The following is a 26,558-nucleotide window of genomic DNA, read 5'->3' as shown; positions in this document are numbered from 1 at the left end:
AAGATCCACGCCGTTGCTTCGCCGCAGCTTGCGCTGCGGCTCGGCGCGCGAAAAGCGTGCTTCAGCGCCTGGCGGCGCTACATGTTATCCGCCGGCGCGGCGCGTAGAATCCGGGGATATGCGTATTCTCATCATAGAAGACGACCGCTCGATCGCGACCAACGTCTACGACTTCCTCTCGGCGCGCGGCCACGTGGTCGACGCCGCGGCCGACGGCGTGACCGGGCTCCATCTCGCGGTGACCGAGCCGTTCGACGCCATCGTGCTCGACGTCGGCCTGCCCGGCATGGACGGCATGCGCCTGTGCCAGAAGCTGCGCGCCGAAGCGCACGTCGACACGCCGGTGCTCATGCTCACCGCGCGCGACACCTTGCAGGACAAGCTCAAGGGTTTCGAGCACGGCGCCGACGATTACCTGGTCAAGCCGTTCGCGCTGAAAGAGCTCGAAGCTCGCCTCACCGCGCTGCACAAGCGCAGCAGCGGCCGCGTCACCGACAAGGTGCTCGCGGCCGGCGACCTCACGCTCGATACGCGCTCGCTCGTCGTGCGCATCAAAGGCGCGGACGTGAAGCTGCCGCCCAAGTGCATCCGCCTGCTCGAGCTCATGATCTCCCAGCCCGGCCGCGTCTTCAGCCGCGCCGAGCTCGAGCGCTCGGTGTGGGGCGACGTACAGGAGACGAGCGACACGCTGCGCAGCCACATGCACATCCTGCGGCGCGCGCTCGTCGAGGCCGGCGGCTACGACCCGGTCGAGACCGTGCACGGGCTCGGCTACCGCCTTCTGGAAGATGCGCCGGCTTGATCTCAGGCTGCGTATCGCGGCGGTGCTCGCCACGGTGTGCATCGCGGTCGTCGGCGCGCTCGGCGTCACGCTCTACATGGCCTCGGAAGACATGGAGGAAGGCCTCGTCGCGCAGATCGTCGGGGAAGAGATCGACTCGCTGATCGAGCGCACCACGACGCTGCACGCGCCGCCGCCTCCGCACGGGCCGAACCTCCAGTACTACGTGCTGCGCAGGCCCGCGGATTACGAGCACATCGCGCCTGCGCTGCGGTCGCTGCCGCCGGGTCAGCACATCATCGGCGAGAACTCGAACGAGCGGTTCGTGGCGGTGCGCGAGCTCGACGGCGTGCGCTACATCGTGTCGTACGACGCCGCGCCCCACGAGCTGCGCGAGCAGAGCTACAAGCGCCTGACCGCGCTCGCGCTGGCCAGCGCGGCCCTCGTCGCGGTCGTGCTCGGCTACTGGCTCGCCGGCGTGCTGACGCAGCAGCTCACCGATCTCGCCGCCGCCGTGAAGCAGCTCGCGCCCGACGAGCGCCATCCGCCGCTCGAGCGCCCCGACCACGACCGGGAGGTCGCCGCGCTCGCGCACGCGCTCGACGAGTATCACCTGCGCATCATGGACATGATCCAGCGGGAGCAGGAGTTCACCGCCAACGCGAGCCACGAGCTCAGGACGCCGCTCACGGCGATCCGCACGAGCTCCGAGCTGCTCGCGGCAGAGCCCGGTCTCTCCGACAAGGGGCTCGCACGCCTCGGCATGATCACGACCGCGGCCGAGCAGATGACCGACCGCATCGAAGCCCTGCTGTATCTGGCGCGCCAGCGTCCAGCGACCGTCGTCGAGACGGTCGAGCTGCGCGAGTGCGTGACCGAAGCGGCGGCGCCGTGCCGCGACGAGATCGCGCGCAAGGGCCTCGCGTTCGAAGTGCCGATCGAGCCCGACGCCGTCGTCACGCTCGACCGCAAGGCGCTGCAGCTCGTGCTCGCCAACCTCATCAAGAACGCGGTGCGCTACACCGAGCGCGGCTTCGTGCGCGTGAGCTACGACGCCCGGCGTCTCACCGTCGAGGACTCGGGAAAAGGCATAGCGCCGCAGCACCTGCCGCAGGTGTTCGAGCGCTTCTATCGCGGCGCCTCCGACGTCGACGGCCTCGGCCTCGGCCTCGCGATCGTCCGCCGCATCTGCGACGACCTCGGGTGGAAGATCGAAGTCGAGAGCAAGCCGGGAGTCGGCTCGCAGTTCTCCGTCGTACTCACCTGACAGCACACCGCGGGCGGACCCCGGCCGCTTCACACGGCGTTCACGAACGTTGACGCGGCCTTCACGGCCTCTTCAGCAAAGCTCGATCCGGCGATTGCTATGGTCGCCACGGTCTCAATATCGAACCGTGCACCGTGCCCGAAGCAATCCTCCATCGCGACGCGGCATCCGCTGTCGTCTCCGAAGCGCCGCGCGTACGCCTCGTCTGGTCCGTCGCCGCCTACTGCGCCGCCATCGCTTTCCTCACGCGCGTCGCGCTGATCCTCAAGGCCTTTGCCGGCAGCCAACTCGCGCTCTCGGAGCTGCCGCGCGTCGTGCTCACCGGCATCGCCTACGACGCGCTCACCAGCCTCTATCTCGTCGCGCCGCTCGCCGCGTATCTCGCGCTGGTGCCTTCGAGAGTGATCGCGAAGCCGGTGCACCGCGCGCTCTTCAGGATGGTGCTGACGCTCAGCGCGTTCGGGCTCGCGTACCTGGGCGTCGTCGAATACTTCTTCTTCGACGAGTTCGACTCGCGCTTCAACTTCGTCGCGGTCGAATATCTCATCTACCCGCACGAAGTGTTCGTGAACATCTGGCAGTCGTACCCGGTGGCGCGCGCGCTCGCCGCCTGCCTGCTCCCGGCGGCGATCGCGTGGCGCGCGCTCGGGCCCTTGACGGCGGCGCTCGGCTCGTCCGAAGACCGCCGGCGCCGCATGCGCGTGCACGCGGTCTTCATCGCGATCGTGCTGGTCGCCGCGCACCAGGCCGTGGACCTCGACACCGGCCGCACCCACGAGAACCGGGTGGCCGACGAGGTCGCCGCCAACGGCATCTACGCGTTCTTCGACGCGGCGCTCAACAGCCGCCTGGATTACGACGAGTTCTACGTGACGCTGCCGCCGGCGGAAGCCGCGGCGCGCGCGCGACGCTTCGTCGCCCAGGACAACGCGACCTTCATCGCGGGCGCGCAGAACCCGCTCGCGCGCCGCGTCGTCTACCCCGGCGCCGCCAAGCCGCTCAACGTGATCGTGCTCCTCCAGGAATCGCTGGGCGCCGAGTTCGTCGGCGCCTACGGCGACAAGCGAGGGCTCACGCCGAACGTCGACCGCATCGCGCGCGACAGCGTCCTCTTCACCCGCACTTACGCGACCGGGACGCGCACCGTGCGGGGCATGGAAGCGGTGACCGCTTCGTTTCCGCCGGTGCCCGCCGAATCGATCGTGAAGCGGCCCGACAACGAGCGCATGTTCAACTGGTCGACCGTGATGCGCGACGCGGGCTATACGCCGACGTTCATCTACGGCGGCTACGGCGCGTTCGACAACATGAATTACTTCTTCGGCAACAACGGCTACCGGGTGATCGACCGCTCCGACATGCCGCCGCCCAGGTTCAGCAACATCTGGGGCGTGTCCGACGAGGACCTCTTCGACCACGCGCTGCGCGTGTTCGACGCGCAGCACGCCCGCGGCGAGCGCATCTTCTCGGTCGTGATGAGCACCTCGAACCACAAGCCGTTCACCTTCCCCGAGGGCGTGGACGGCGTCAAGGCCAAAGGCGGCGGGCGCGAAGCGGGCGTGCGCTACGCCGATTACGCGATCGGACGCTTCATCGAGGCGCTGCGCGCCAAGCCGTACTTCGACGACACCGCGGTCGTCATCGTCGCCGATCACGGCGCGCGCGTGTACGGCAAGGAGGATTTCCCGCTGCGCTCGTACGAGATCCCCTTCATGGTGTACTCGCCCGCGCATTTCAGGCCGCGGCGGGTGAACACGGTCACGAGCCAGCTCGACGTCGCGCCGACGGTGCTGGGTCTGCTGAAGCTCTCGTACGACAGCGCGTTCTTCGGCCGTGACGTGCTCGCGGGCCCGGCGCAGGACCGCGCCGTACCGCTCAATCACAACCGCGACGTGGCGCTGCTCACGGCCGGGCGCCTGAACGAGCTCGGTTTCCGCAAGACCTCGGCGACGATCGATCGCGACACCCACGGCTCGCACGGGCGAGACGACGAGGGCCTCAAGGACGCCGCGAGCGTCTTCCAGCTCGCCTACCGGCTCTATACGCGGCGCCAGTACGGAGCGCGCTGATCGTGCACAAGGCCGCGCGCACCGTCCCGCTGCGCTGGCTGTGGGTGCCCGCGCTGCTCGCGATCGCGCTGCTCGCGCTCGACCGCGCGACCGATCTCGACCGGACGCTGACGCGCTACGCGTTCGACGCCGCGACCGCCGATTTCCCGCTGCGCGACAACTTCTGGCTCGACGTGGTGATGCACCACTGGACGAAATACGCGGTTGCGATGCTGGGCTTCCTGGCCGCCGCCGCGCTCGTCCTCACCTTCGCGTTGCCCGCGCTTCGCTTCGATCGGCGCATCCTGCTCTTCCTCGTGCTGGCCATCGGCCTCGCGCCGCTCAGCGTGACGGCCGCCAAGGCGCTGAGCGCGCGGCATTGCCCGTGGGACATCGACGAGTTCGGCGGCTACGTCCCTTACGAGAGGCTATGGGAGGGGTCTGCGCCGCCGATCCGGGCGGGACACTGCTTTCCCGCGGGTCACGCATCGACGGGCTTCGCGCTGCTCGCCTTCTATTTCGCGGCGCATCGCCGCGGGATGCGCAAGGCCGCTCCCGCCGCGCTCGCGATCGGGATCGCGGCCGGGCTCGCGCTGGGGTGGGGACGCGTGCTCCAGGGCGCGCACTTCCCGAGCCACGTGGCGTGGGCGGGCCTCTTGTGCTGGATCGTGATGGTCGGGCTGTACGCGGCGGTGTTCGGCCGCTCGTCACGGATGCGCCGCGACCGGCAGCACCCTGCATAGGAGCCCGTCGGCGGCGAACGCCGCGGGATGGATGACGCCGGCGATCGCGAACACGCCCAGCGCCGCCAGCGCCAGCGCGACACCCTTTCTCACCGCGGGCTTGCGCGTCGCCGTTTTGAGCGTGCCGGCGGCGGCCGAGATCGCGAGCAGGTTGGGCAGCGTCCCGGCGCCGAAGGCGAGCATCACCAGCGCGCCTTCGGCCGCGCTGCCGGTGGCAACGGCGGTCAGCAGCACGCCGTAGACCATGCCGCACGGCAGCCATCCCCAGAGCGCGCCCAGCCCGAGAGCGCGCGGCACGGTGTTCGCGGGAAGGAACCAGCGCGTATGCGGCGCAAGCCTGCGCCATAGGAAGCCGCCCGCGCTTTCGAGGCGGCGGACGAAGCCGCCGACGCCGGCCATATAGGCGGCGAGCATGAGCATCGAGGCGCCCGCCACAACGAGCAACGCATGCTGAATTTGCGGGCCGGCACGCAGCGCGAGCGCGCCCTGCCCCAGCGCGCCGACGAGCGCACCGGCGACGCCGTAGCTCGCGATGCGGCCGATGTTGTACGCGAGCACCAGCCGCCAGCGCCCGCGCGCGCGCTCTTTCGGCGAGGGCGCGCACGCGGTCATCACGCCGCCGCACATCGCCGCGCAATGCACGCCGCCGAGGAGACCGGCGCTGAACGCGGCGAGCGCGAGCGCCTGGAGCCAGGCATTCATAGCGACCGTCGGGGACAGCCCACCGGCCGGTTCGGCGCTTCGAGCGGGCAGAGGCGGTTGATGTCGACGCTGCTCCGCTGGAGGAAGCAGGTCAGCGCGCTCGACGCCGCAGCGAGCGACCAGAAACCGAAGAAGCCGAGGGTGTAGATGGCGGTGCGCGTGAGCGAGACGGGATTGCCGAGGATCTCCAGCGACATCGGATCGAACAGCGTGAAGAACAACGCCTCGGCCGCGCCGCCCACGAGGAACGACGGCCACAGTATCCAGATCGCGAGCTTCATGCGGCTCTCCTGATCATCCGTTCGGAACCAGATCCACCACCGGCTCGTCCGACGCGCGCCACGTGCCGGAAAGGCGCCACGCGCCCGCGCCGTCTTCGAGCGAAACGCCCCAGCGTCCCGAGCCGACCGGCTCGATCGGCGCCTCGTACAGCCCCGCGGCGCCTCGCGTCAGCACCGCGACACGATCCTGGCCCGCGCGCGTGGGGTGCGTCAGGCGCAGCGTGAGCGCATCGGGCAGCCGGTCGCCGCTGACCGCGACGCGCACGCGGTCGAGCGTCGGATTGAACATCACGCGTGCACGATAGTGCCCGGATGCCGCCGCATGGTCGCGAGACAGCGTCTGGTTGATCGCCAGTCCGCGCTTGTAGTAATCGTCCGCGACGAGCCCGTCGTTCGAGCCCATGGCGACGATCAGCATCGCGACGCCGCCGAGCACCGCGAGGGCGGGGAAGAGCATGAGGAGCCAGGGCCAGTGATGCCGGTACCACGGAACGTTTTTCGTCACCGCTTTATCCGTCACCGCCTTACCCGTCACCGTTTTATCCGTCACCTTCTTGGTCATCTCACAAAAAACCGCGTCTTCTCATCGACCCCGATCGAGCCATCCTCCGCATCCTCGACGCGTATCACCACGTCGTACCCGCCCTTCTTCACCACCGCCGGATCGACGCGCAGCGCCAGCGCCACCGACTGCGCGCTCGCGCCGTGCACTTCGATGGGCTGCCTGGCGACGACGGCAAGCCCTTCGAGGCCGGAGGCCGACACGACGTAGCGATGCGGCGCTTCGTCGGTGTTCATGATCTGCAGGCGGTACACGTTCTCGATCAGGCCTTCGCGCGTCTCGCGCGCCAGCGCGGCGCGGTCGCGGATCACGTCGACCTTGAGCGGATTGCGCAGATAGAGCCCGGCACCGAGCGCGGCGGTCAGCGCGAGGAGGAGCGCGGAATACACCATCACGCGCGGCCGGAACGCCCGGCGCAGCCAGCCGCCCTCGCGCGTCACGCCGCTCATCGCGTTCTCCGACGAATAGCGGATGAGGCCTTTGGGGTATCCCATCTTGTCCATCACCTGGTCGCAACCGTCGATGCACGCGGCGCAGCCGATGCACTCGTACTGGAGCCCATGGCGGATGTCGATGCCCACGGGGCATACCTGCACGCAGATGCCGCAGTCGACGCAACTGCCGAGCCCCTTCGCTTTCGCGTCGACCGATCGCGCGCGCGAGCCGCGCGGCTCGCCGCGCTTCGCGTCGTAGGTGATGACGAGCGTGTCCTTGTCGAACATGACGCTCTGGAAGCGCGCGTACGGGCACATGTACTTGCACACCTGCTCGCGCATCCAGCCCGCGTTGCCGTAGGTGGCGAAGCCGTAGAAGAGCACCCAGAAGACTTCCCAGCCGCCGAACGAGAGCGTCCGCGCTTCGTCGACGAGGGTGTGTATCGGCGTGAAGTAACCGACGAACGTGAAACCGGTCCACAGCGACAGCGCGATCCAGATCGCGTGCTTGGCGCCCTTGCGGCCGATCTTCGCCGCGCTCGCGGGCCCTTTGTCCAGCCGCATGCGCTTCACGTGATCGCCTTCGACGAGCCGCTCGACCCACAGGAAGATCTCGGTGTAGACCGTCTGCGGACACGCGTAGCCGCAGAAGAGGCGCCCCGCGACGGCGGTGAAGAGGAAGAGCGACAGCGCCGAGATGACGAGCACGCCGGTCAGGAAGATGAAGTCCTGCGGCCAGAACACCGCGCCGAAGATGTAGAACTTGCGCGCACCGAGGTCGAACAGCACCGCCTGCCGCCCGTTCCACGCCAGCCACGGCAGGCCGTAGAAGACGAGCTGCGTTGCGACGACCAGCGCCACGCGCCAGCTCGCGAACCACCCGTGCACCGCGCGCGGGTAGATTTTCCTGCGGACCTCGTAGAGGGCGGACTCGACCTCGTTGGAGACGTCGGTCAATTTGGGTTTGCGGGCTGCGTTGGTCATGGTGCTTTGAAAGCGCCTTCCGGCGCGGATAGCCCATACACGTACGCCGTGAGCAGATGAATCTTCCCGGCGTCCAGGAAATCCCGATGCGCCGGCATCGCGCCTTTGCGTCCCTTGGTGATGGTCTCGACGATGGAGGCTTCCGAGCCGCCGTGCAGCCAGATGTCGTCGGTGAGGTTCGGCGCGCCGAGCTGCGAGTTGCCTTTACCGTCGGCGCCGTGGCACGCCGCGCAGATGCTTTCGAACTTCTGCTTGCCGCGGTGCGCGCGCAGGTCGTCGTACGTGCGGCCTGCGAGCCTGAGCACGTGGTGCGCGACGTCTCTCACGTCTTCCGAGTTGCCGACCGCTCCGCCCATCGGCGGCATGGTGCCGCTGCGGCCGTCGGTGATGCTCGCCTTGATCGTGTCGGGATCGCCGCCGTACAGCCAGTCCCTGTCCTTCAGGCTCGGGAAGCCGCGCGAGCCGCCGGCGTCGGAGCCGTGGCACTGCGAGCAGTAGTTGAGGAAGAGCCGCTGGCCCATCTCGCGCGCTTCGGCGTTGGCCGCGACGGTGCGGATATCCTGCGCGACGAACCTCGCCGTAGCGGGGCCGTAGGTCGCCGCGGCCGCCTGCTGCTCGGCCCGGAACTGCCCGGCCGAAGTCCACGAGAGGTAGCCCTGGTAGCTGCCGAGCCCCGGGTAGAGCACGAGATACGCGAGACCGAAGACGATCGTCAGGTAGAACAGCCACATCCACCACCGCGGCAGCGGGTTGTTCCACTCCGCGAGGTCTTCGTCCCAGACGTGGCCGGTGGTGTCGACCTGCGCCTTCCCCTTGCGCCGGCTCGACTGGGACTGCAGCAGCAGCGCGCACGCGACGATGCTGGCGATCGTCGCGATCGCGACGTAGAGGCTCCAGCCTTCGCTGATGAAGTCGCTCATCGCTCCTGCTCCTTCGCGTTCGAACGGAGCCCGAGCTCGTCCTCGAGCGGAAGCTGAGCGGCTTCGTCGAAACGCGTGCGCTGACGGGCGCTGTACGCCCACAGCGCGATGCCCACGAAAACCACGAACATCACGACCGTGGACACGCTGCGTGCGATCTCGTAATCCATGCTTACCTCACGTTGCGGAGGACCGTGCCGAGGCCCTGCAGATAGGCGATCACCGCCTCCATCTCGGTCTTGCCCTTGACGCTGTCCCGCGCGCCGGCGATCTCCGCGTCGGTGTAGGGCACGCCCAGCGTCCTCAGCGTGCGCATCCGCGCCGGCAGGTCATCGGCCTTCAGCGGCGTGGTGTCCAGAAAGGCATACGCGGGCATGTTCGATTCGGGCACGACGTCGCGCGGGTTCATGAGATGCACGCGGTGCCATTCGTCGGAATAGCGCCGGCCGACCCTCGCGAGGTCCGGGCCGGTGCGCTTGGAGCCCCACAGGAACGGCCGGTCGTAGACGAACTCGCCGGCCACCGAGTAGTGGCCGTAGCGCTCGGTCTCGGCGCGGAACGGCCGGATCATCTGCGAATGGCAGTTGCTGCAGCCTTCGCGGATGTAGATGTCGCGTCCGGAGAGCGCGAGCGGGCTGTAGGGTTTCAGCCCCTGTACCGGCTGAGTCGTCGAGCGCTGGAAGAAGAGCGGCACGATCTCGACGAGACCGCCGACGCTGATCACGAGGATGACGAGCACGATCAGCAAGCCGATGTTGCGCTCGATGACGTCGTGCCGCGATGTGACCTGGGAAGACATGCGCTGCTCCTGCTTTACGCCTGCGCGGGAACCGCAGCTGCGGTCACCGGCACGACTTTGATAGCGATCGCACCCGGGATCGGCGCGTCCACCGCCTGGTGGCCCATGACGGTGCGCGCGACGTTGTAGGCCATGACGACCATGCCGCCGAGATACATCAGCCCGCCCAGCAGGCGCACGCCGTAGTAGGGATAGGTCGCCTTGACCCCTTCGGCGAAGGCGTAGGTGAGGGTGCCGTCGGCGTTGACCGCGCGCCACATCAGGCCCTGCATCACCCCGGCGATCCACATCGCGGCGATGTAGAGCACGACGCCGAGGGTCGCGATCCAGAAGTGCACGGTGATGAGCTTCGTCGAGTACATCTCGGCGCGGCCGTACAGCCGCGGGATGAGGTAGTACAGCGAGCCGATGGTGATGAAGCCGACCCAGCCGAGCGCGCCGGCGTGCACGTGGCCGACCGTCCAGTCGGTGTAGTGCGACAGCGCGTTCACGGTCTTGATCGACATCATCGGTCCCTCGAAGGTCGCCATGCCGTAGAACGACAGCGAGACCACGAGGAACTTGAGGATGGGATCGGTCCGCAGCTTGTGCCACGCGCCCGAGAGCGTCATGACGCCGTTGATCATCCCGCCCCACGAGGGCGCGAGCAGGATCAGCGAGAAGATCATCCCGATCGACTGCGCCCAGTCCGGCAGCGCGGTGTAGTGCAGGTGGTGCGGGCCCGCCCACATGTAGGTGAAGATCAGGGCCCAGAAGTGCACGACCGAAAGGCGGTACGAGTAGACCGGCCGCCCCGCCTGCTTGGGGATGTAGTAGTACATCATCCCGAGAAAGCCCGCGGTCAGGAAGAAGCCGACCGCGTTGTGGCCGTACCACCACTGCACCATCGCATCCTGCACGCCCGCATAGGCCGAGTACGATTTCGTCAGCGTCGCCGGCAGCGCCGCACTGTTGACGATGTGCAGCACCGCGATGGTGATGATGTAGGCGCCGAAGAACCAGTTGGCGACGTAGATGTGCTTGACCGTGCGCCTGGCGATGGTGCCGAAGAACACGACCGCATACGCAATCCACACCAGCGCGATCAGGACGTCGATCGGCCACTCGAGCTCGGCGTACTCCTTGGAGCTCGTGTAGCCCATCGGCAGCGTGATCACCGCCGCGACGAGGACGGCCTGCCAGCCCCAGAACGTGAACGCCGCCAGCTTCTCGCCGTACAGCCTCGCCTGCGAGGTGCGCTGCACGACGTGGTACGACGTCGCGAACAGCGCGCAGCCGCCGAACGCGAAGATCACCGCGTTGGTGTGCAGCGGCCGCAGCCGGCCGTACGAAAGCCATGGCGCGAGGTTGAGCTCGGGCCAGATGAGCTGGGCGGCGATCAGCACGCCGACCGCCATGCCCACGACGCCCCAGACGACGGTGGCGATCGCGAACTGGCGCACGACGCGGTAGTTGTAGGTGGAAGCCTGCTGCATGGTCCTGCCCCGGGTTGAGATCACCCGGATGGTAGGTTTTGCACGGCAGCCCCCGTTTGACGTGGATCAAAAGGCCGCAACGGCGGCCGTGAGTTTTTTGGCAGAATTCGGTGCGGCGACCCGCCATGCTATGCACGGGAGCGAGGCATGCGGGCTGCTAGGGCTTGAACGCTGTGAACAGGGAGACCGAATGGCCGCAAGAGCTCGTGGTTTCACCCTCATCGAGATCGCGATCGTGCTCGTGATCATCGGGCTGCTGCTCGGGGGCATACTGAAGGGACAGGAGCTGCTGACCGCCGCCCGCGTGCGCAACATCATCCAGCAGCAGGAGCAGTACAAGACGGCGTTCATCGGCTTCCAGGACCGTTACCGCAATCCGCCCGGCGATTACGCGCAGGCGACCGCCAACATCAAGGACGTCGCCCCCGGCCCGTGCGGCACGCCGAACCCCGACGGTAACGGCAACGGCAACAATCGCGTCGAGGCCACGGGTTCGGAGAACACCCTGGCGTGGGAGCACCTGTCCAAGGCGGGCTTCATCACCGTGGTCTACACCTGCGCCACGACTGTCGGGGCCGGCACCTCGCCGCGCAACCGCTACGAGCAGCCGCTCGAGATCGTGTTCGACGACCAGTACGCGGGCACCGCACCGGCCCGGCACAACCTGAAGACCGGCGGGCGCATACCGTCGAACCTGCTCGCCGAAGTCGATCGCAAGATCGACGACGGCGTCGCCACGACCGGAGAGTTCCGCGCCGCGCTCGCGACGGGCATCACCGCCACCGAGTGCTACGCCGCCGCCACCGGTGCATGGCAGGCCGACAATCCCGGCAACAACTGCATGGGCGCCAGCCTGTTCTAACCTCGGCTGCGGTCTGACCCCGGCCTCATCGGGTCAGACCCCGGTTTTCTTCAAAAAGCCCAATAGCGCCTCGACGAACTCCTTTCGTCCCGCCGCGCCCGCGTGGTCCGCGCCTTCGATCACCACCCTCTCGATCCGGGGCAGCACTGCGCGCAGCTCGTCGTAGCTCGCGAGGTAAGGATCCTCCGAGCCCACGATGCCGAGCACCGGCGCGTCGATACCGCTCAAGTCTTCGGTCGCGAACACCTGCTCGCGGTTCGAGCGGCGCGACGCCGCGAGCGCCAGGCAGTCCTTGCCGCGCAGAAACAGCGCCGACGAGCGCGCGATGACCTCGTCGCGCGGCGGCGGCTTGCCCTCGGGCCATAACCGCAGCACCTGCGCGCGCAGCGAGCCCCGCTCCATCTCCCCGGCCTCGATCTCGACCTGGCGCTCTTCCGCGTCGCCCCAATGACGCCGTCCCGTCCCGCCGCCGAGCGTCGCCGAGAGAAAGCGCCGCGGCGCGAGCGTGAGAAGCTGCGCCACGAGGTGCGCGCCCATCGAATAGCCGACGATGTGCGCGCGGCCTATGGCGAGGTGGTCCATGAGCCGCGCGATGTCCCAGGTCATCCGCACGCCGTATGCGCCGGGATCGTGCGGCTTGCCGCTCTCCCCGTGCCCGCGATGATCGAAGGCGATCGCACGATAGTCGCGCGCGAGCGCGTCGAGCACACCGGTCTGCACCCACTGCGATCGAAGATCGCCCGCGTAGCTGTGGACGAGCACGACCGGCGGCCCGGCGCCCGCCTCGACGTAATGGATCGCGACGCCGTCCGAATCGAACGTGCGGCTCATCTCCCGGGCTCCGCGCCGGCGCGGCGCTCCGACGTGGCGCGGAAATACAGCACGGCGGCGCCGAAGCCCGCGACGAACACCGCCGTCAGCAGCGGATTGAAGTACGCGATGACCGCGAGGCTCAGCGCGCTTAAGCAGAGCGCGACCGCCGGCGCCACGGGAAAGAGCGGGCAGCGATACGGGCGTTCGAGATCCGGCGCGGTCTTACGCAGCCGGAACAGCGCGAGCATGCTCGTCATGTACATCACGATCGCGCCGAGGGCGGAGAGCGTGATGAGCTGGCTCGTCGCGCCCGTCGCCAGCGCCGCGATGCCGATGACGCCGGTCGCGACGATCGCGAGGTGCGGCGTGGCGTAGCGTGCGTGCACCGCTTCCAGCGCCGAGGGCAGGTAGCCGGCACGAGCGAGCGCATAGATCTGGCGCGAGCACGCAAGGATGATCCCGTGAAACGACGCGAGCAGGCCGAACAGCCCGATCGCGACGAGCATGTGGATCCAGCCGCTGTCGCGCCCGACGACCATCGCCATCGCCTCGGGCAGCGGGTTGTCGATCGCGGTGAGCTGGCTCCAGTCCCCCGCGCCGCCCGCGAACAGCATCACGCCGAACGCGAGGACGAGCAGCGTCGCGATGCCCGAGATGTAGCCGATCGGTATCGTCGTCTTCGGCTTCTTAACTTCCTCCGCGGCCATCGCGACGCCTTCGATCGCGAGGAAGAACCAGATCGCGAACGGGATCGCCGCGAGCACGCCGCTCCATCCGTGCGGCATGGGGTCGGTGAGATAGCTGTCGAGCGAAAAGCCCGGCGCCACGACGGCCATGAACACCAGGAGCTCGAACACCGCGAGCAGCGTCACGAAGAGCTCGAAGCGCACCGCGTGCTTCACGCCGATCACGTTGAGCCAGACGAAGATCCCGTATGCGACCACGGCCACCGCGAACACCGGCACCGAATCGAACTGGAAATGCACGTACGCGCCCAGCGCCGCCGCGATGGCGGGCGGCGCGAGGGCGAACTCGACGAGCGTGGCATAACCCGCGACCAGTCCGCCGAACGGGCCGAACGCTCGGCGGGCGTATTCGAAAGGCCCGCCCGCGCGCGGTATGGCGGTGGTGAGCTCGGTGAAGCTGAAGATGAACGCGAGATAGAGCGTGCCGACGATGAGCGTGCTGGCGAGGAAGCCGACCGTCCCCGCCGCCGCCCAGCCGTAGCTCCAGCCGAAGTATTCGCCCGAGATGACCAGTCCGACGGCGAGCCCCCACAGGCCCGCGACGCCGATCTCGGGCTTGAGCGCCTGTGGTGTGCTCGCCTTCATGTCGGCGGCAGGGAGGCAACTCCCATACCAACGCCGCCAATCCGGGTCAGAGTCAGATTAATCAGGCGTAATGTGACTCTGACCCGGATTTCACCGCGAGCCACAGCGCGCCTTCGGACGCGGAGCACACGGTGTGCGCGGTGCCGGCAGGCAGGAACACGTAATCGCCCGTCGCAAGAACGAGGCGCTCGCCGGCGACTTCGAGCACCGCGGTGCCGCGCAGCAGGACGACCCACTCGTCCTGCGCCTGCACGAACGACTTCGGCTCCATCGCGGCCGAGCTCACGATGCGCTCCACGACGAGGTTGCGGTGCCGGAGCAGCACGTCGCAGCGCTCGCCGCCGCCCGGCGCCGCCGCATCGTCGAAGAGATTGCCCCTGTCCACGCTCACGCGAACAAGCTGCTGTATTCGCTCGCGCGGTGCGCGGTGATGCCCGCGCTCTGCTCGCGGTGCAGCGGATGAGCGCAGGCGGGGACGAGCGCATAAGGCCGGCTCGTGGGAGCGGTGAGCTGAAGGTGCACGCGCAAACCGACGGTCTGGGGCAGCGTCGGGATCTCGTTCGAGATGACGGCGTCGAACGGCGGCTCGTCGGACTGCGCGGGGTCGTCCCACAGCTCGAGGACGCGATCGAACGTTCTCCTGTCGACCTTCACCCACAGGCCGATGCAATAAGGCTCGTCCCAGCCTTCGACCGGCAGCGGCAGCACCGCGCGAACGAAGAACTCGCCCGCGTACTCGCACAGATCGTCGGTTTCCCGGACGCGCTGGCCGAATCGCTGCGTCTCGGTCAGCACCGCGATGACGTCGGGGCGGCGGAAGGCGAGCTCGAGCTCGTCGCGCGGGTGGGCTTCACCGCACTGCGCGCACCTGGGCTCGTCGCGATTCACAGCGGCTTGCGGTAGACGATGAACCCCGACCGGTCCGCCACCTTGTCGTACAAGCGCATCGCGACCGCGTTGGTCTCGTGCGTGTGCCAGTAGACGCGGCCCGCGTTCGCGGCCCTCGCGCGATCGTAAACGGCCTCGATGAGCGCGCGGCCCACCCCTTTGCCGCGCAGATCCGGCACGGTGTAGAGGTCCTGCAGATAGCAGATCGGCGCGGTGTGGAGCGTGCTGCGATGGAAGATGTAGTGCACCAGCCCGACCAGACTGCCCGCGCTTTCCGCGACGAGCCCGTGCACGGGCTCGTACGCGTCGAAGAAGCGCGACCACGTCGAATGTGTCACGTCGTCCGCAAGCGCAGTCGGTCCTTCACGCCCGTAGAACGCGTTGTAGCCCTTCCACAACGGCTTCCAGCCTTCGAAGTCGCCGGGCGCGACAGGCCTGACCACGATTCCGCTCAAACCCCATCCTTTCGATCGTTGTTCGAATCGCCCCAGCGCCAGCGCGGAGGCTCGCCTTTGATCCAGCAGACGGCCACCACCGCCGCTGCGAGCGCCAGGCTGTAAACGACGAACGCGCGACGCGCTTGTTCGGGTGGAAACAGCCAGAGCCCGGCGGCGAGCAGCGCCGCGAACACGCCGAGCACGACCCAGCCCTCCCACGTCACCGGCCGACCCCAGCCCCAGCCGTAGCGCTTCGCGCGGAACCAGTAGCGCGGCTCATCCATGCGAAGCTACCCCAGTCGCGCCTGCAGCCAGTCGCCGATGTAGTCGGTGCCGACCTGGCGGTTGTCGGCTTGGCAGTGCTCGATGCCGCTGTCCTCGGCGGTGAACACCTTCAGCGTCTTGTCGCGCGCGCCGCACGCGTCGTAGAGCTTCTGCGCGGTCTCCAGGCTCGACAGCCGGTCCCGCTCGCCGTGCAGGATGAGCGTCGGGCAGTGGATGCGCGGCGCCACGCCTTCGAGGGTGTAATGCTCGAGCTTCTTCATCGCCGCGTCCCAATCGGGCACGCCGAGCACCCACGGGATCTGGAAGTGCGAAGCGGCCTGGGTCTTGCCGGCCTGTGTCCTGGCGAGCTCGCGCCGCTTAACCCACGTCGCGTGATAGTCGTAGATCGCGCCCCACGCGATGCAGGCGGCGTAGCGCCGCTCGAAGGCGGCGATGCGAGGCGCGTAATAGCCGCCGAGGCTGTACGCGGCGATCGCGACGCGCTGCGGATCGACGTCGGTGCGCGAGTCGACGTATTCGAACGCCGCGGTGCCCGCGACTTCGTAATCGTGTCGCGAATGGATGTTGCGCAGGCGCAGCGACTCGCCCTGCCCCGGCCCGTCGATGGCGAGCGTGTTGAAGCCGCGAAGGCTGAGCTCGACGCCGGCGAAGAGCACGCTCATCTCCTTGCAGTTGTCGAGACCGTCGAACAGCACGACCGTCGGCGCAGGGCCGTTCACGCCCTGCGCGCGGAGGAAGTACGCGGCGAGCGCGGTGTCCTCGTACGGCACGTCGACGAGCTCGATGTTCGAAAGCCGCCGCTGGAGGCCGGCGTGGGCGCAGCGCAGGCTCTTCTTATAGAGCCCGGTCTTGCGCTCGCCGGGCTCGACCATGCGCTCGCCGGTGTAGTAATACATCGCCGAGCGCAGATAGTAGTTGCCGGCGGTCGCATCGCGTCCTTCGGCCGCCGCCTTGTCTGCGACGCGCTCGAGACGCGCGGCGACGCGCGTCCATTCCTCCGCCCACGCTTCGGGCTCGTTCGCGCGCTCGTGCAGGCGCTGCACGATCTCGTCGATCTCGGCGAGCGCGACCGCGCCGTACGGCGCCATGCCCTTGGTGACGAGCGTCGCGTTCGACCATTGGTAGTTGTCCGGAAAGCTGTCGACCCAGTTGCCGTTGTAGAACATGCGATCTCCGTGTGGTCCGCCGGACGGCGCCGGTGGTGCGCTACGATGGTTGATTGTATATTGCGCGTACCCGAACCCGCTGCAGGGCCGTCGTGATCACACGCACCAAACTCCGCCGCGCGATCGGCGCCGTCCTCGTCATCGTCGGCGCGATCCTCATGTGGATGGCTCCCGGGCCGACCTTCACTTCGCTGTCCGGCGCGGGGCTCGGCCTGCTGCTCGCCGGCATCGTGCTGGAGCTCGTGGGCATCGCGCTCGAGCGCCGGGACGAGAACCGGCGGCTGCGCCGGACTTCGAACTCCTGACCTATTGCATCGGCTACTCGCGGCGAGGATGAGATCGCCACGCCTCGCCGCGCTCACGTGCGTGGCCCTGCTCTTGCCCGCTGCCGCGCGCGCGGCACGGCCGATGATCACCGACGACGCGCGCATCGTCGACCCGCGCGCCTGCCAGGTCGAGACGTGGGTTCGGCGCAACGAAGACCACAGCACCGAGCTCTGGGCGATACCGGCGTGCAACCCCACCGGCAACCTCGAGCTCGCGCTCGGCGGCTCGCGCACGCGAGAGAACGGCGAGACGCACACGACCGACGTCCTCATGCAGGGCAAGACGATCTTCAAGCCGCTGGAGACCAACGGCTGGGGCATCGGTCTCGCGCTCGGCAGGCTGCGCTATCCCGACGAGCCGTCGAAGAGCGTCGGCCGCGGCCTGTACGGCTATGTGCCGCTCAGCGTCTCGTTCGCCGACGACCTGGCGGTGCTCCACGTCAACGGCGGCGTGCTGCGCCCCTCGGGCGACAGCCACCACCGCCCGACGTGGGGCGTGGGCGGCGAGATCAAGCTGAACCCGAAGCTCTTCTTCATCCCCGAAGTCTTCCACCAGGAAGCGGGCCGCCCGCAGTTCCAGGCGGGCTTGAGGATCTGGATCGTGCCGCAACGTTTCCAGATCGACACTACCTACGGCGACCGCCTCGGCGGCACGGGCGAGAAGCGCTGGTTCTCCATCGGCATGCGCCTGATCTCACCGTCCTTCTGATGCATAAACACCCGTGAAGGGTGAAGGGTGAAGGGTGAAGGGTAACCACGCTCGCCCTTCACCCTTCACACCAGTGACCGATACCGCTCCTCGCGCATCTCCTGCATGCGCTCGAGCACGCGCTGGCCCGGCATGCCCGACACCAGCAGCATCTGAGTGGCGAGCATGAGACTCGCTTCCATGGTCTCGGGTACCGCCTCGGTCACTCCCGCGTCGCGCAGCGCATCGAGCGCCGACTGGTCGCTCGCACGCGCGAGCACCGCGATGCGGGGATTCGCTTCGCGCGCTTCGTGCAGCGCTCGCAACGCGGCCGGCAGGTGGTCGAACGTGATGGCGACCGCTTTCGCGTCTTTCACGCCGGCCGCTTGGAGCACGCCTTTCTGCGAAGCGTCGCCGTAATAGACCTCCCTGCCCGCGTCCCAGCCCTGTTTGACGCGTCCGGGATCGGTGTCGAGCGCGACGACCTTGCACTCGAACTCTTCGAGCAGGCGCGCAAGCTGCGAGCCCACGCGGCCGTAGCCGCACACCAGGATGTGGTCGCGCGTGCCGTGCAGCGCCGCGGCAAGCTCGGTGCGCGCCTCTTCCGCCGCCCCGCCCGCTCCGGCGAACAGGCGGGTGACGATCGCGTCGCCGCGCCGTATCACGAGCGGCGCGACCAGCATCGACAGCACCACCGCGGCGAGCACCGGCTGCGCCGCGCGCACGTCGAACACGCGGGTGCTCACCGCGAGCGCGAGCAGCGCGACGCTGAACTCCCCGCCCTGCGCGAGGACGAGCCCGGCGCGGATCGCCTCGGGCGAGCGATAACCGTAGAGCCGCGCGATCGCCGCCACGATCACCCCTTTGCCGATCGCCAGCCCGGCGAAGAGCAGGAGCACCGCCTTCCATTCGCCGGTGAGCGCGGCAGGCTCGAGGCGCATCCCGACGAATACGAAGAAGAGCCCGAGCAGCACGTCGCGGAACGGCCTGATCTCGTTCTCGACCTGGTGGCGGTATTCGGTCTCGGACAGCATCATCCCCGCGACGAACGCGCCGAAGGCGAGCGAGAGTCCCGAGAGCTGCGTCGTCCACGCCGCAGCGAGCGACACGAGCAGCGCGGTCAGCGTGAAGAGCTCGGTGGAAGCGCCCGCTTCGTGCAGGATAGGACGCAGCGCGTAGCGGCCGATCGCGAGCATCGCGACGAGCACCGCGATCGCCTTGCCGAACGCCAGCAGCAGCGGCAGCGCGAGCGCGCCGCCGCCGCTCGCGCCGACGATCGGGATGACGACCAGGAACGGGATCGCCGCGAGGTCCTGGAACAGCAGGATGCCGACCGCGAGCCGGCCGTGCGTCGTCTGCAGCTCGAGCTGGTCGCGGAGCTGCTTGATGACGATCGCGGTCGACGACATCGCGATCGCGCCGCCGATCACCAGCGACGCGGCGGGCGACAACCCGCTCATCCACGCGATCGCCGCCCCGCTGGCCGTGACGAGCAGCACCTGCGAGCCGCCGAGCACCAGCAGCACCTTGCGCATCGCCGCGAACTGGCGGATCGAGAACTCGAGGCCGAGCGTGAACAGCAGGAACGCGATCCCGACTTCACCGAGGAAGTGGATCGTCTCGCTGTCCTCGAGCCAGCCGAAGCCGTTGGGACCCGCGGCCGCGCCGACGAGCACGTAACCGATGATCGGCGGCAGCCGCAGCCGCCGCAGCACTGCGACGGCGACGACGGACAACAACAGGAGCTTCAGTACTTCGGCGAGCGCACCCATGTTGCGGCAGATTGTACGCCGCTGTCGGCGCGGCCAAGGCCGCGCCTCCGGGTCACGTCGTGCTCCAGTTCTCTCCTATACGCGGCAACGCCTCGTCGGCGGATGCGGTCCGCATGCGCGAGAGCGCGAATGCGAGCGCGACGCCGACCGCGCACAGCGCGCTCATCGCGTAAAAGCCGGCCGCGAAGCTCCCGGTCGCATCCTTGATGACGCCGAGCGCGAACGCGGAGATCAGGGCGCCTACGTTGGCGAAGAGATTGCCGACCCCGGTCGCCAGCCCCGCCCGGCGGCTGCCGAGCGCGTCGACCGCGACCGAGAACAGCGGCCCGAAATAAACCGTCATGAAGACCGAGTGCAGCGCCACCACCGCGAGCAGCAGCGGCGTCGAAGTCACGCTGACGAGCAGCGACGACATGCACGCGACGATCGCGAGCGAGACGCCGATCACGAGCGGCGGCTTGCCGAGCCGATCCGAGATATATGCGCCGAGCGGATTCGCCGCGGCCGCGCAGGCGGCGCTCAGCCCGACCACCAGACCGGCCTGTTCGAGGCTGAAGCCGCGATCGGAGACGAGCAGCGACGGCAGCCAGAAATTGAAGCCGGTCACCGCGCTGAAGCGGATGAACTGCAGCGCGTTGCACAACCAGGCGACGCGATGCTTCAACACGTCGAGCGCGTCGCCGAGACCGATGCGCCGGGCGGGGCGCGCATCCGGGTTCTCGGCCGCCGCGTAGTGAAACGCCAGCGCGGTTGCGACGCCGAGCAGCGCGTAGACGGCGAACGCAGGCCGCCAGCCGAACCACGCCGAGAGCCGCGGCGCGGACAGCGCAAGCACGATGGTGCCGACGAAGGAACCGACCAGGAACAGGCTCATCGCGGTGGCACGGCGCTGCGGCGGGAACCACGACGCGACGAGCGCGATGCCGGGCGCGAAGAGCAGCGCGCGGCACGCGCCCGCCGCGGCGAGCGTGACGAGCGCGGCCCAGTACGAGAACGCGAGCGCGAGCGCCGCCGCGAGCAGCGACCAGCCCAGCAGGCCGCCGAAGAACAGCCGCTTCGGGCCGTAACGATCGGAGAGGTAACCCGCCGGTATCTGCGCGAGCGCGTAAGTGCTCGTGGCGACCGCCGACAGCACGCCCGCCTGCGCGAACGTGATCCCGAGGTCCTGCCGGATGAACGGCAGGAGCAGCGCGAGTCCCGAATACGTCAGGAAATGCACCACCTGCGACAGCACCACGAGAGATACCGTCGCGGCGGCGCCGCGTTGAAACGTCATTACTGGCCGACGGGCTCGATCTGCGCGGATCCGGCGGTCTTCGCCTTGTCGCGCAGGAGCGCCACGTGGTCCTCGAGCTGGCGGCGCATCGCGTCGAATGCGTCGCGTATCGCGGCGTAGACGTCGGCGTAAGCGCCGTGATCGCCCTCGCCGCGCGTGACGACGAGCTGCTGTCCCGGCAACGACACCTCGACGCGCACGCGATACTCGTTGCCTTTGGTGCGGCGGTGATGGGGCGCTTCGATCGCCACGCGGCAGCAGTGGATGCGGTCGAAGAACTTCTCGAGCTTGCGGGCGCGGCTACGCACCTGCCCGGCGATCGCGTCGGATCGTTGAATGCTGTGGAAAGTGATCTGCAGCGGCAGTTCCATTACGAGCTCCGGTACGGACGGTATCGTCCGCTTTCAGAGTAGCCGCCGGCCGCGCGAAAACCTTTGATCGGCGTCAAACGACTCGCAGCTCGGGCATACTGCGAGCGAGATGAGCCGCCCTATGCACGCGATGGTGTTGACGGCGCGCGGCGCGCCGCTGGCGCGTCGCGAGGTCGCGGTGCGCGATCCCGGAGCCGGCGAGCTCCTGCTGCGCGTGCACGCCTGCGGCGTGTGCCGCACCGACCTGCACGTGGTCGACGGCGATCTCACGCGCGGCAAGCTGCCGGTGATCCCGGGGCACGAAGTCGTCGCCAGCGTCGCCGCCGTGGGCAGCGGCGTCACCGGCTGTACGCCCGGACAGCGCGTCGGCGTGCCGTGGCTGGGCTGGACGTGCGGCGCGTGCGAGTTCTGCCTGCGCGGTGAGGAGAACCTCTGCGATCGCGCGCGCTTCACCGGCTACGACCTCGACGGCGGCTACGCGGAGTATCTCGCCGCCGATGCGCGCTACTGCCTGCCGCTGCCCGATGGTCTGGACGATGCGCAGGCCGCGCCGCTCATGTGCGCCGGGCTCATCGGCTACCGGTCGCTCAAGATGGCCGGCGACGCGCGGCGGCTCGGCATCTACGGCTTCGGCGCCGCGGCGCACATCGTCGCTCAGGTCGCGCGCTGGCAGGGACGCGAGCTCTATGCGTTCACGCGGGCCGGCGACGTACAGGCGCAGGCGTTCGCGCGCGAGCTGGGCGCCGTATGGGCGGGAGACTCGGGCGCCGCCCCGCCGCGTGCGCTCGATGCGGCGATCGTCTTCGCGCCGGTCGGCTCGCTGGTCGTCGATGCGCTGCGCGCGGTGCGCAAGGGCGGGGCGGTGGTCTGCGCGGGCATCCACATGTCCGACATTCCTTCGTTCCCCTACGAGCTCCTGTGGGGCGAGCGCACGGTGCGCTCGGTCGCGAACCTCACGCGCGCCGACGGCATGGAGTTTCTTTCGCTTGCGCCGCAAGTGCCGGTGCGCACGACGGTCGAGCGCTTCGCGCTCGCCGACGCGAACGAAGCGCTCGCGCGCCTGCGGCAGGGCCGCATCACCGGCGCGGCAGTTCTCGTGCCTTGAAAAGCGTTGAACCGCGAAGGACGCCAAGGACGCAAAGGAGAACCGAATCAGTCATCGCGAGGAGCCAAGCGACGTGGCGATCTCGTGGCGCACGATCGGCGTTCGTAACGGGATTGCTTCGTCGCTGCCGCTCCTCGCAATGACACGTTCCTTGGCGGTTGAAGATGTTTGCTCTAGATCGTCCGCGAATACCGCTTGGCGGCATCGGCCTGCCGCAGGTACTTGTCGAACGGCATGCAGACGCTGCGGATGAGCATGCGGCCTTTGGGCGTCACGGTGATCCAGTCGTCGCCGAGCTCGAGCAGGCCTTCGCGCGCCAGGCTCGCGAGCTCATTCAGCTCGCGCTCGAAGTAGCGGTCGAAATCGACGAGGTACGCGCACTCGATCGCTTCCTTCGACAGCTCGAAATGGCACATCAGCGTCTGGATGACGCTCCTGCGCACGAGGTCGTCGGCGGTGAGCGCCGCGCCGCGCGCGACCGGGAGCTCGCCGCGGTCCAGGCGCGCATAGTAGTCGGTCAGCGTGCGCGCGTTCTGGCTGTAGCTCGGGCCGACCGCGCCGATGGACGACACGCCCAGGCCGATCAGGTCGCACTCGGCGTGGGTCGAGTAGCCCTGGAAATTGCGCTGCAGCCGGCCCTGCCGCTGCGCCACCGCGAGCGGATCGTCGGGCAGCGCGAAGTGGTCCATGCCGATATAGACGTAGCCGGCCGCGGCGAGCCGCTGCACCGCGAGGCCGAGCAGCTTCAGCTTCACGTCGGGCCGCGGGATGTCCTCGCTCCTGATGAGCCGCTGCGACTTGAATCGCGACGGCAGGTGCGCGTAGTTGTAGACCGCGATGCGGTCGGGCTTGAGCGCGACGACCCGCGCGAGCGTGCGGTTGAAGGTGAGCAGGTTCTGTTTCGGCAGGCCGTAGATGAGGTCGACGTTGACCGAGCGAAAGCCCGACAGGCGCGCGGCGTCGATCACGCCCCTGGTCTGCTCTTCGCTCTGCACCCGGTTGATCGCGCGCTGCACGTCCGGATCGAAGTCCTGCACCCCGAAGCTCACCCGGTTGAAGCCCAATTCGCCGAGCGCGGCGATCGTGTCCGGGCTGGCGGTGCGCGGATCGATCTCGATCGAATAATCGCCTTCGGGCGAAAGGTCGAAGTGCCGGCGCAAGGTCGCGAAGAGGTCTGCAAGCTCGTCGAGGGTATAGAAGGTCGGCGTGCCGCCGCCCCAGTGCATCTGCGTGACGCAGAGGTCGTCCCTGAAGAGGCCGGCCTGCATCGCGATCTCTTTCTTCAGTGCCGCGAGGTAACGCTGCGACTTCGACACGTCCTGCGTGATCACCTTGTTGCAGCCGCAGTAGTAGCAGAGCGAGCGGCAGAACGGCAGGTGCACGTACAGCGACAGCGGCCGGTGCGCGCCGCTCGTGTTGCGGCGCCGGGCCCACGCCGCGTAAGCGTCGGCGTCGAAGCCTTCGACGAAGCGGTCGGCGGTCGGATACGACGTGTAGCGAGGGCCGTTGCGGTCGAGCCTTGCGATGAGGTCGAGGTCGACGTCGAGGCCGGGGTGTTCCCGTGCGGTGATGGTCATTGGGCTTCCCTGGAGGCGTGTGTCCGGCATGACGGGCAGTATCCGGCCGGGGCGCGGGCAGCCGATTGATGCAGGTCAAACGGCGCGCGGACGAACGCTTGATGCAGATCAGTACGCGCGGAGCGCGGCCCGCGCACGATGATCCGCATGATTTACGGAGCCCGCATGGCTGCGATCACCGAGCGCATCGACAACGTCACCCGAATCCCCGCCGCATACCTCAAAGCCGCCCCACCCGCGCCGCGCAGCGTCAAGATCGAGATCTCGCCGCGCTGCAATTACCGCTGCGGTTTCTGCGCGCTGAGGACCCGCGAGGTGCAGCCGAAGCACGACATGGATTTCGAGCTCTTCAAACGCATCACGCGCGAGATGCGCGAAGCCGGCGTCGAGGAGATCGGCGTTTTCTATCTCGGCGAGTCGTTCATGAATCCCAGGCTCGTGGTCGACTGCGTCGCGTATCTGAAGCGCGTGATCGGGATGCCGTACGTCTTTCTCACGTCGAACGCGTCGCTCTCGCCGCCGCTGGCCGTGGAAGCGGCGATGAGAGCGGGGCTCGATTCTCTGAAGTGGTCGGTCAACGCGGCCGACGACGAGCAGTTCGAGTCGATCATGGGCGTGTCGAAGCGCCTGTTCGGCAAGGCGCTGAACAACATCAAGGCGGCGTGGGCCGTGCGGCAGGCGAGAGGCTACAGGACGGGCCTCTACGCCTCGTCGATCCGGTACGACGGCGCCCAGGCGGCGCGCATGGACGCGCTGCTCGACGAGCACGTGCGCCCCTACGTCGACCAGCACTACTGGCTTCCGCTCTATTCCATGGGCTCGTTCGCGACACAACGCGAAGCGGAGCTCGGCTATCGCCCGACGGCCGGCAACCAGGGGCGCATCGGCGCGCTGCGCGAGCCGCTGCCGTGCTGGTCGGCGTTCACCGAAGGCCACGTCACCGCGGACGGCAAGCTCTCCGCGTGCTGCTTCGACGCGACGGCGCACTGGACGATGGGCGATCTCACCCGGCAGTCGTTCATGGACGCCTGGAACTCGGAGCGGTTCGTGCGCCTGCGCGAAGCGCACCTGAAGCGTGACGTGCGCGGCACGCCGTGCGAGCAGTGCCTGGCTTACTCCTGACCGGATTTGCGCAGCGCTTCGCGGGCGCGCAGCTGCAACGCCCGATACGAGGTCTCCCACTCCCCGTCGCGCGGGGTGATGGTCGCGATCTGCCGCACGATCGCGGCGAGCGTTTCGGCCTGCGCGCAAAGCGCGTCGTAGTCGGCCGCGTGGATCATCTCGGTCCGTTGATCGCGGCAGACGCCGATGCACGGCTGCGGGGCTTCGATCTTGCCGCAGCCGATGCATTGCCAGACGGTGACGCGGCCTTTCCCGGGTTGTACGAGGGGCATCATCCCCTCCTGACAGGCTGCGGCGCGTCGGCGCGCGGTGCGAGATACATCGGCGCGTAGCGCCACACCCAGACGCCGAACGCGGCCAGCCACACCGCCGCGGCGGCGAGCATGAGGGGTGTGCCGAGCGGCGTCGCGCGCGCAAGCTCGGCGGCGGCGCGCAGCACCGCTGCCGCGAGCACGCCCAGATAGCACGTCCACGTCAGCGCGTCGGCTTCGAGCGGCCGTCCGGAGTGTCCGAGGGTGACACGCGAGACCATGCCGAGCAGCATCGCGGCGAAAAAGCCGATGACCGCGAGATGCAGCGGCGCGAGACCGACGCGTGGAAGCACACCGGCCAGCACGCCGAGGCTCAGCAATCCGTACAGCAGGAACGCCGCCGCCAGCATCGCGAGCGACACGTGCAGCACCGCGAGCAGCCGCACGCCGTTGCTCCTGCCCAGGCCCCAGCGCAGTGCCAGGTGCCACACCATGCCCGCGAGCGGCAGATCGACCGCCCACAACCACGCGTCGAGCGCATTCGCGGCGAGCACGCCGTGGGCGATGGTGCCGACGATGAGCGCGGGGCGCGCCCACGCCGGCTTGTATTCGACGTCGCTGCCGAGGATGCGCCCCGAGAAGAAAGGCACCATGCGCGTCGACACGCCGAGGAACACCGGCATCAGGAAAAACCAGACCGCGCCGTGCAGCACCAGAGGGACGTAGCCGAACGAGCCCGCCGCGACGGACCACGCGAAGACCGCATCGCCCGCAAGCCCGAGCCCGAGGAACGCGAAGATCACGATCGCGTAGCGCGCGTTCGCGTTCCAGTGCTTCGCGAGCATGCGCACCAGCGAGACGTAGCCCCACAGCCATCCGGCGAAATGCGCCGAAACGCCGAGCGCGACGAGCGCGCGGTCGACGCCGAGCCCGGCATAGACCAGCACGAGGCCGGCCGCCATCGTGCAGGCCGAGGGCACGAAAGCGGTCCGCGGCATCTTGCCCGCGCCCAGCCAGTTCGGCCCGGCGGTCATGAGGAAGCCGAAGATGAAGAACGGGAACGTGCCGTAGAGCAGCAGCCACGCATGCGCCCATGGCGGCGCGACCGTCGCGGGCAGCGGCGCATGCCACGAAACGTAGGCGCCGGTGAGCCATGCGAGCCACCACGCCATCGCCGCGACGATCTGCAGCGCGCCGAAGAAGAACATGAGGCGGTGCGCCTCGCCCGAGACGAGCGTCCAGCGGCGGGGAACCTTCTCCCCGGGCGAAGACGCGAAATGCAGGCTCATACG

Annotated in this window: 30 protein-coding genes; 9 read left to right on the top strand and 21 right to left on the bottom strand. The window is 68.5% G+C overall.

What is annotated here, in order from left to right; translation table 11 throughout:
* Positions 1-118 precede the first annotated feature (118 nt).
* From VHP37_29700 to VHP37_29685, 4 genes are all read left to right on the top strand, one after another.
* Positions 119-802, top strand: coding sequence for a response regulator transcription factor (locus VHP37_29700; GenBank protein HEX2830549.1), 684 nt, complete (start codon positions 119-121; stop codon positions 800-802).
* On the top strand, positions 789-2,048 hold the full coding sequence (locus tag VHP37_29695) for a HAMP domain-containing sensor histidine kinase (protein HEX2830548.1): 1,260 nt from the start codon (positions 789-791) through the stop codon (positions 2,046-2,048). The genes VHP37_29700 and VHP37_29695 overlap by 14 nt, the downstream gene beginning before the upstream one ends.
* A 134-nt stretch (positions 2,049-2,182) precedes the next feature.
* Complete coding sequence (locus tag VHP37_29690) at positions 2,183-4,117, top strand: LTA synthase family protein (protein ID HEX2830547.1); 1,935 nt, start codon at positions 2,183-2,185, stop codon at positions 4,115-4,117.
* A gap of 2 nt (positions 4,118-4,119) precedes the next feature.
* Positions 4,120-4,839 carry a phosphatase PAP2 family protein gene (locus tag VHP37_29685; protein HEX2830546.1) on the top strand — a complete coding sequence of 240 codons (720 nt, stop codon included), beginning with the start codon at positions 4,120-4,122 and terminating at the stop codon, positions 4,837-4,839.
* On the opposite strand, the gene VHP37_29680 is transcribed toward VHP37_29685, so the two are convergent.
* From VHP37_29680 to ccoN, 8 genes are read right to left on the bottom strand one after another with little or no spacing between them, the layout of a single operon-like run.
* A complete protein-coding gene (locus VHP37_29680; GenBank protein ID HEX2830545.1) occupies positions 4,804-5,541 on the bottom strand; it encodes a sulfite exporter TauE/SafE family protein in 738 nt (245 codons plus the stop codon). The genes VHP37_29685 and VHP37_29680 overlap by 36 nt on opposite strands.
* Positions 5,538-5,822, bottom strand: a complete 285-nt coding sequence (locus VHP37_29675; GenBank protein HEX2830544.1) for a hypothetical protein — start codon at positions 5,820-5,822, stop codon at positions 5,538-5,540. The genes VHP37_29680 and VHP37_29675 overlap by 4 nt, the downstream gene beginning before the upstream one ends.
* 13 nt (positions 5,823-5,835) lie before the next feature.
* Positions 5,836-6,327 (bottom strand): FixH family protein, encoded by a 492-nt coding sequence (locus VHP37_29670; protein HEX2830543.1) that lies wholly within the window; start codon positions 6,325-6,327, stop codon positions 5,836-5,838.
* A 53-nt stretch (positions 6,328-6,380) separates the two neighbouring features.
* Positions 6,381-7,802, bottom strand: a complete 1,422-nt coding sequence (ccoG, locus tag VHP37_29665) for a cytochrome c oxidase accessory protein CcoG (GenBank protein HEX2830542.1) — start codon at positions 7,800-7,802, stop codon at positions 6,381-6,383.
* Entirely contained in the window at positions 7,799-8,722 is a 924-nt protein-coding gene (gene ccoP, locus VHP37_29660; protein ID HEX2830541.1) for a cytochrome-c oxidase, cbb3-type subunit III, read from the bottom strand. The genes ccoG and ccoP overlap by 4 nt, the downstream gene beginning before the upstream one ends.
* Positions 8,719-8,892, bottom strand: coding sequence for a cbb3-type cytochrome c oxidase subunit 3 (locus VHP37_29655; protein ID HEX2830540.1), 174 nt, complete (start codon positions 8,890-8,892; stop codon positions 8,719-8,721). The genes ccoP and VHP37_29655 overlap by 4 nt, the downstream gene beginning before the upstream one ends.
* A 2-nt stretch (positions 8,893-8,894) precedes the next feature.
* Entirely contained in the window at positions 8,895-9,521 is a 627-nt protein-coding gene (ccoO, locus tag VHP37_29650) for a cytochrome-c oxidase, cbb3-type subunit II (GenBank protein HEX2830539.1), read from the bottom strand.
* A gap of 14 nt (positions 9,522-9,535) precedes the next feature.
* On the bottom strand, positions 9,536-10,996 hold the full coding sequence (ccoN, locus tag VHP37_29645; GenBank protein HEX2830538.1) for a cytochrome-c oxidase, cbb3-type subunit I: 1,461 nt from the start codon (positions 10,994-10,996) through the stop codon (positions 9,536-9,538).
* Between the two features lie 190 nt (positions 10,997-11,186).
* Between ccoN and VHP37_29640 the strand changes: the two genes are divergently transcribed.
* Positions 11,187-11,858 (top strand): prepilin-type N-terminal cleavage/methylation domain-containing protein, encoded by a 672-nt coding sequence (locus tag VHP37_29640; GenBank protein ID HEX2830537.1) that lies wholly within the window; start codon positions 11,187-11,189, stop codon positions 11,856-11,858.
* Positions 11,859-11,891: 33 nt separating this feature from the next.
* Here the strand turns inward: VHP37_29640 and VHP37_29635 are convergent, their stop codons facing one another.
* The 7 genes from VHP37_29635 to VHP37_29605 form a co-directional block, all read right to left on the bottom strand.
* The gene (locus VHP37_29635; GenBank protein ID HEX2830536.1) at positions 11,892-12,689 is read right to left on the bottom strand and encodes an alpha/beta hydrolase; all 798 of its coding nucleotides are present in this window, start codon (positions 12,687-12,689) and stop codon (positions 11,892-11,894) included.
* The gene (eat, locus tag VHP37_29630) at positions 12,686-14,002 is read right to left on the bottom strand and encodes an ethanolamine permease (protein ID HEX2830535.1); all 1,317 of its coding nucleotides are present in this window, start codon (positions 14,000-14,002) and stop codon (positions 12,686-12,688) included. The genes VHP37_29635 and eat overlap by 4 nt, the downstream gene beginning before the upstream one ends.
* Positions 14,003-14,063: 61 nt before the next feature.
* Complete coding sequence (locus VHP37_29625; protein ID HEX2830534.1) at positions 14,064-14,393, bottom strand: cupin domain-containing protein; 330 nt, start codon at positions 14,391-14,393, stop codon at positions 14,064-14,066.
* A complete protein-coding gene (locus VHP37_29620) occupies positions 14,390-14,890 on the bottom strand; it encodes a DUF2199 domain-containing protein (protein HEX2830533.1) in 501 nt (166 codons plus the stop codon). The genes VHP37_29625 and VHP37_29620 overlap by 4 nt, the downstream gene beginning before the upstream one ends.
* Complete coding sequence (locus VHP37_29615; GenBank protein ID HEX2830532.1) at positions 14,887-15,345, bottom strand: GNAT family N-acetyltransferase; 459 nt, start codon at positions 15,343-15,345, stop codon at positions 14,887-14,889. The genes VHP37_29620 and VHP37_29615 overlap by 4 nt, the downstream gene beginning before the upstream one ends.
* On the bottom strand, positions 15,342-15,611 hold the full coding sequence (locus tag VHP37_29610) for a hypothetical protein (protein HEX2830531.1): 270 nt from the start codon (positions 15,609-15,611) through the stop codon (positions 15,342-15,344). The genes VHP37_29615 and VHP37_29610 overlap by 4 nt, the downstream gene beginning before the upstream one ends.
* Before the next feature lie 6 nt (positions 15,612-15,617).
* Positions 15,618-16,778: an alpha/beta hydrolase gene (locus tag VHP37_29605; protein HEX2830530.1), complete on the bottom strand. Its 1,161-nt coding sequence runs from the start codon at positions 16,776-16,778 to the stop codon at positions 15,618-15,620.
* A gap of 92 nt (positions 16,779-16,870) precedes the next feature.
* Between VHP37_29605 and VHP37_29600 the strand changes: the two genes are divergently transcribed.
* Both VHP37_29600 and VHP37_29595 read left to right on the top strand, forming a co-directional pair.
* Entirely contained in the window at positions 16,871-17,083 is a 213-nt protein-coding gene (locus VHP37_29600) for a hypothetical protein (protein ID HEX2830529.1), read from the top strand.
* A gap of 28 nt (positions 17,084-17,111) precedes the next feature.
* Positions 17,112-17,813 (top strand): hypothetical protein, encoded by a 702-nt coding sequence (locus VHP37_29595; protein HEX2830528.1) that lies wholly within the window; start codon positions 17,112-17,114, stop codon positions 17,811-17,813.
* Between the two features lie 65 nt (positions 17,814-17,878).
* Here VHP37_29595 and VHP37_29590 read toward each other — a convergent pair whose 3' ends face one another.
* The 3 genes from VHP37_29590 to VHP37_29580 are packed head-to-tail and all read right to left on the bottom strand — an operon-like array spanning position 17,879 to position 21,211.
* Complete coding sequence (locus tag VHP37_29590; GenBank protein ID HEX2830527.1) at positions 17,879-19,564, bottom strand: cation:proton antiporter; 1,686 nt, start codon at positions 19,562-19,564, stop codon at positions 17,879-17,881.
* A gap of 52 nt (positions 19,565-19,616) precedes the next feature.
* On the bottom strand, positions 19,617-20,840 hold the full coding sequence (locus VHP37_29585) for an MFS transporter (GenBank protein ID HEX2830526.1): 1,224 nt from the start codon (positions 20,838-20,840) through the stop codon (positions 19,617-19,619).
* Positions 20,840-21,211, bottom strand: a complete 372-nt coding sequence (locus tag VHP37_29580; GenBank protein HEX2830525.1) for an HPF/RaiA family ribosome-associated protein — start codon at positions 21,209-21,211, stop codon at positions 20,840-20,842. The genes VHP37_29585 and VHP37_29580 overlap by 1 nt, the downstream gene beginning before the upstream one ends.
* A gap of 109 nt (positions 21,212-21,320) precedes the next feature.
* On the opposite strand from VHP37_29580, the gene VHP37_29575 reads away from it, so the two are divergent.
* Positions 21,321-22,316 (top strand): zinc-dependent alcohol dehydrogenase family protein, encoded by a 996-nt coding sequence (locus VHP37_29575; protein HEX2830524.1) that lies wholly within the window; start codon positions 21,321-21,323, stop codon positions 22,314-22,316.
* 173 nt (positions 22,317-22,489) lie between these two features.
* On the opposite strand, the gene hemN is transcribed toward VHP37_29575, so the two are convergent.
* The gene (hemN, locus tag VHP37_29570; GenBank protein ID HEX2830523.1) at positions 22,490-23,893 is read right to left on the bottom strand and encodes an oxygen-independent coproporphyrinogen III oxidase; all 1,404 of its coding nucleotides are present in this window, start codon (positions 23,891-23,893) and stop codon (positions 22,490-22,492) included.
* Positions 23,894-24,058: 165 nt separating this feature from the next.
* Here hemN and VHP37_29565 point away from each other — a divergent pair, with 165 nt between their 5' ends.
* On the top strand, positions 24,059-25,015 hold the full coding sequence (locus VHP37_29565; protein ID HEX2830522.1) for a radical SAM protein: 957 nt from the start codon (positions 24,059-24,061) through the stop codon (positions 25,013-25,015).
* Here VHP37_29565 and VHP37_29560 read toward each other — a convergent pair.
* Both VHP37_29560 and VHP37_29555 read right to left on the bottom strand, forming a co-directional pair.
* On the bottom strand, positions 25,006-25,287 hold the full coding sequence (locus tag VHP37_29560; GenBank protein HEX2830521.1) for a hypothetical protein: 282 nt from the start codon (positions 25,285-25,287) through the stop codon (positions 25,006-25,008). The two genes, VHP37_29565 and VHP37_29560, sit on opposite strands and share 10 nt — an antisense overlap.
* Positions 25,287-26,555 carry an NnrS family protein gene (locus tag VHP37_29555; protein HEX2830520.1) on the bottom strand — a complete coding sequence of 423 codons (1,269 nt, stop codon included), beginning with the start codon at positions 26,553-26,555 and terminating at the stop codon, positions 25,287-25,289. The genes VHP37_29560 and VHP37_29555 overlap by 1 nt, the downstream gene beginning before the upstream one ends.
* Positions 26,556-26,558 lie beyond the last annotated feature (3 nt).

This window comes from Burkholderiales bacterium (assembly GCA_036262035.1).
Classification (GTDB): domain Bacteria; phylum Pseudomonadota; class Gammaproteobacteria; order Burkholderiales; family SG8-41; genus JAQGMV01.
Note: the sequence above shows the minus strand (reverse complement) of the source record. Positions and strands in the feature narration are given on the sequence as shown.

Bases quoted from the DNA above. Each gene is read 5' to 3' on its own strand.
- VHP37_29700 (HEX2830549.1), top strand. From the start codon at position 119: ATGCGTATTCTCATCATAGAAGACGACCGCTCGATCGCGACCAACGTC.
- VHP37_29695 (HEX2830548.1), top strand. From the start codon at position 789: ATGCGCCGGCTTGATCTCAGGCTGCGTATCGCGGCGGTGCTCGCCACG.
- VHP37_29680 (HEX2830545.1), bottom strand. From the start codon at position 5,541: ATGAATGCCTGGCTCCAGGCGCTCGCGCTCGCCGCGTTCAGCGCCGGT.
- VHP37_29675 (HEX2830544.1), bottom strand. From the start codon at position 5,822: ATGAAGCTCGCGATCTGGATACTGTGGCCGTCGTTCCTCGTGGGCGGC.
- ccoG (HEX2830542.1), bottom strand. From the start codon at position 7,802: ATGACCAACGCAGCCCGCAAACCCAAATTGACCGACGTCTCCAACGAG.
- ccoP (HEX2830541.1), bottom strand. From the start codon at position 8,722: ATGAGCGACTTCATCAGCGAAGGCTGGAGCCTCTACGTCGCGATCGCG.
- VHP37_29655 (HEX2830540.1), bottom strand. From the start codon at position 8,892: ATGGATTACGAGATCGCACGCAGCGTGTCCACGGTCGTGATGTTCGTG.
- ccoO (HEX2830539.1), bottom strand. From the start codon at position 9,521: ATGTCTTCCCAGGTCACATCGCGGCACGACGTCATCGAGCGCAACATC.
- ccoN (HEX2830538.1), bottom strand. From the start codon at position 10,996: ATGCAGCAGGCTTCCACCTACAACTACCGCGTCGTGCGCCAGTTCGCG.
- VHP37_29640 (HEX2830537.1), top strand. From the start codon at position 11,187: ATGGCCGCAAGAGCTCGTGGTTTCACCCTCATCGAGATCGCGATCGTG.
- VHP37_29635 (HEX2830536.1), bottom strand. From the start codon at position 12,689: ATGAGCCGCACGTTCGATTCGGACGGCGTCGCGATCCATTACGTCGAG.
- eat (HEX2830535.1), bottom strand. From the start codon at position 14,002: ATGAAGGCGAGCACACCACAGGCGCTCAAGCCCGAGATCGGCGTCGCG.
- VHP37_29610 (HEX2830531.1), bottom strand. From the start codon at position 15,611: ATGGATGAGCCGCGCTACTGGTTCCGCGCGAAGCGCTACGGCTGGGGC.
- VHP37_29605 (HEX2830530.1), bottom strand. From the start codon at position 16,778: ATGTTCTACAACGGCAACTGGGTCGACAGCTTTCCGGACAACTACCAA.
- VHP37_29595 (HEX2830528.1), top strand. From the start codon at position 17,112: ATGAGATCGCCACGCCTCGCCGCGCTCACGTGCGTGGCCCTGCTCTTG.
- VHP37_29590 (HEX2830527.1), bottom strand. From the start codon at position 19,564: ATGGGTGCGCTCGCCGAAGTACTGAAGCTCCTGTTGTTGTCCGTCGTC.
- VHP37_29585 (HEX2830526.1), bottom strand. From the start codon at position 20,840: ATGACGTTTCAACGCGGCGCCGCCGCGACGGTATCTCTCGTGGTGCTG.
- VHP37_29580 (HEX2830525.1), bottom strand. From the start codon at position 21,211: ATGGAACTGCCGCTGCAGATCACTTTCCACAGCATTCAACGATCCGAC.
- VHP37_29575 (HEX2830524.1), top strand. From the start codon at position 21,321: ATGAGCCGCCCTATGCACGCGATGGTGTTGACGGCGCGCGGCGCGCCG.
- hemN (HEX2830523.1), bottom strand. From the start codon at position 23,893: ATGACCATCACCGCACGGGAACACCCCGGCCTCGACGTCGACCTCGAC.
- VHP37_29565 (HEX2830522.1), top strand. From the start codon at position 24,059: ATGGCTGCGATCACCGAGCGCATCGACAACGTCACCCGAATCCCCGCC.
- VHP37_29560 (HEX2830521.1), bottom strand. From the start codon at position 25,287: ATGCCCCTCGTACAACCCGGGAAAGGCCGCGTCACCGTCTGGCAATGC.
- VHP37_29555 (HEX2830520.1), bottom strand. From the start codon at position 26,555: ATGAGCCTGCATTTCGCGTCTTCGCCCGGGGAGAAGGTTCCCCGCCGC.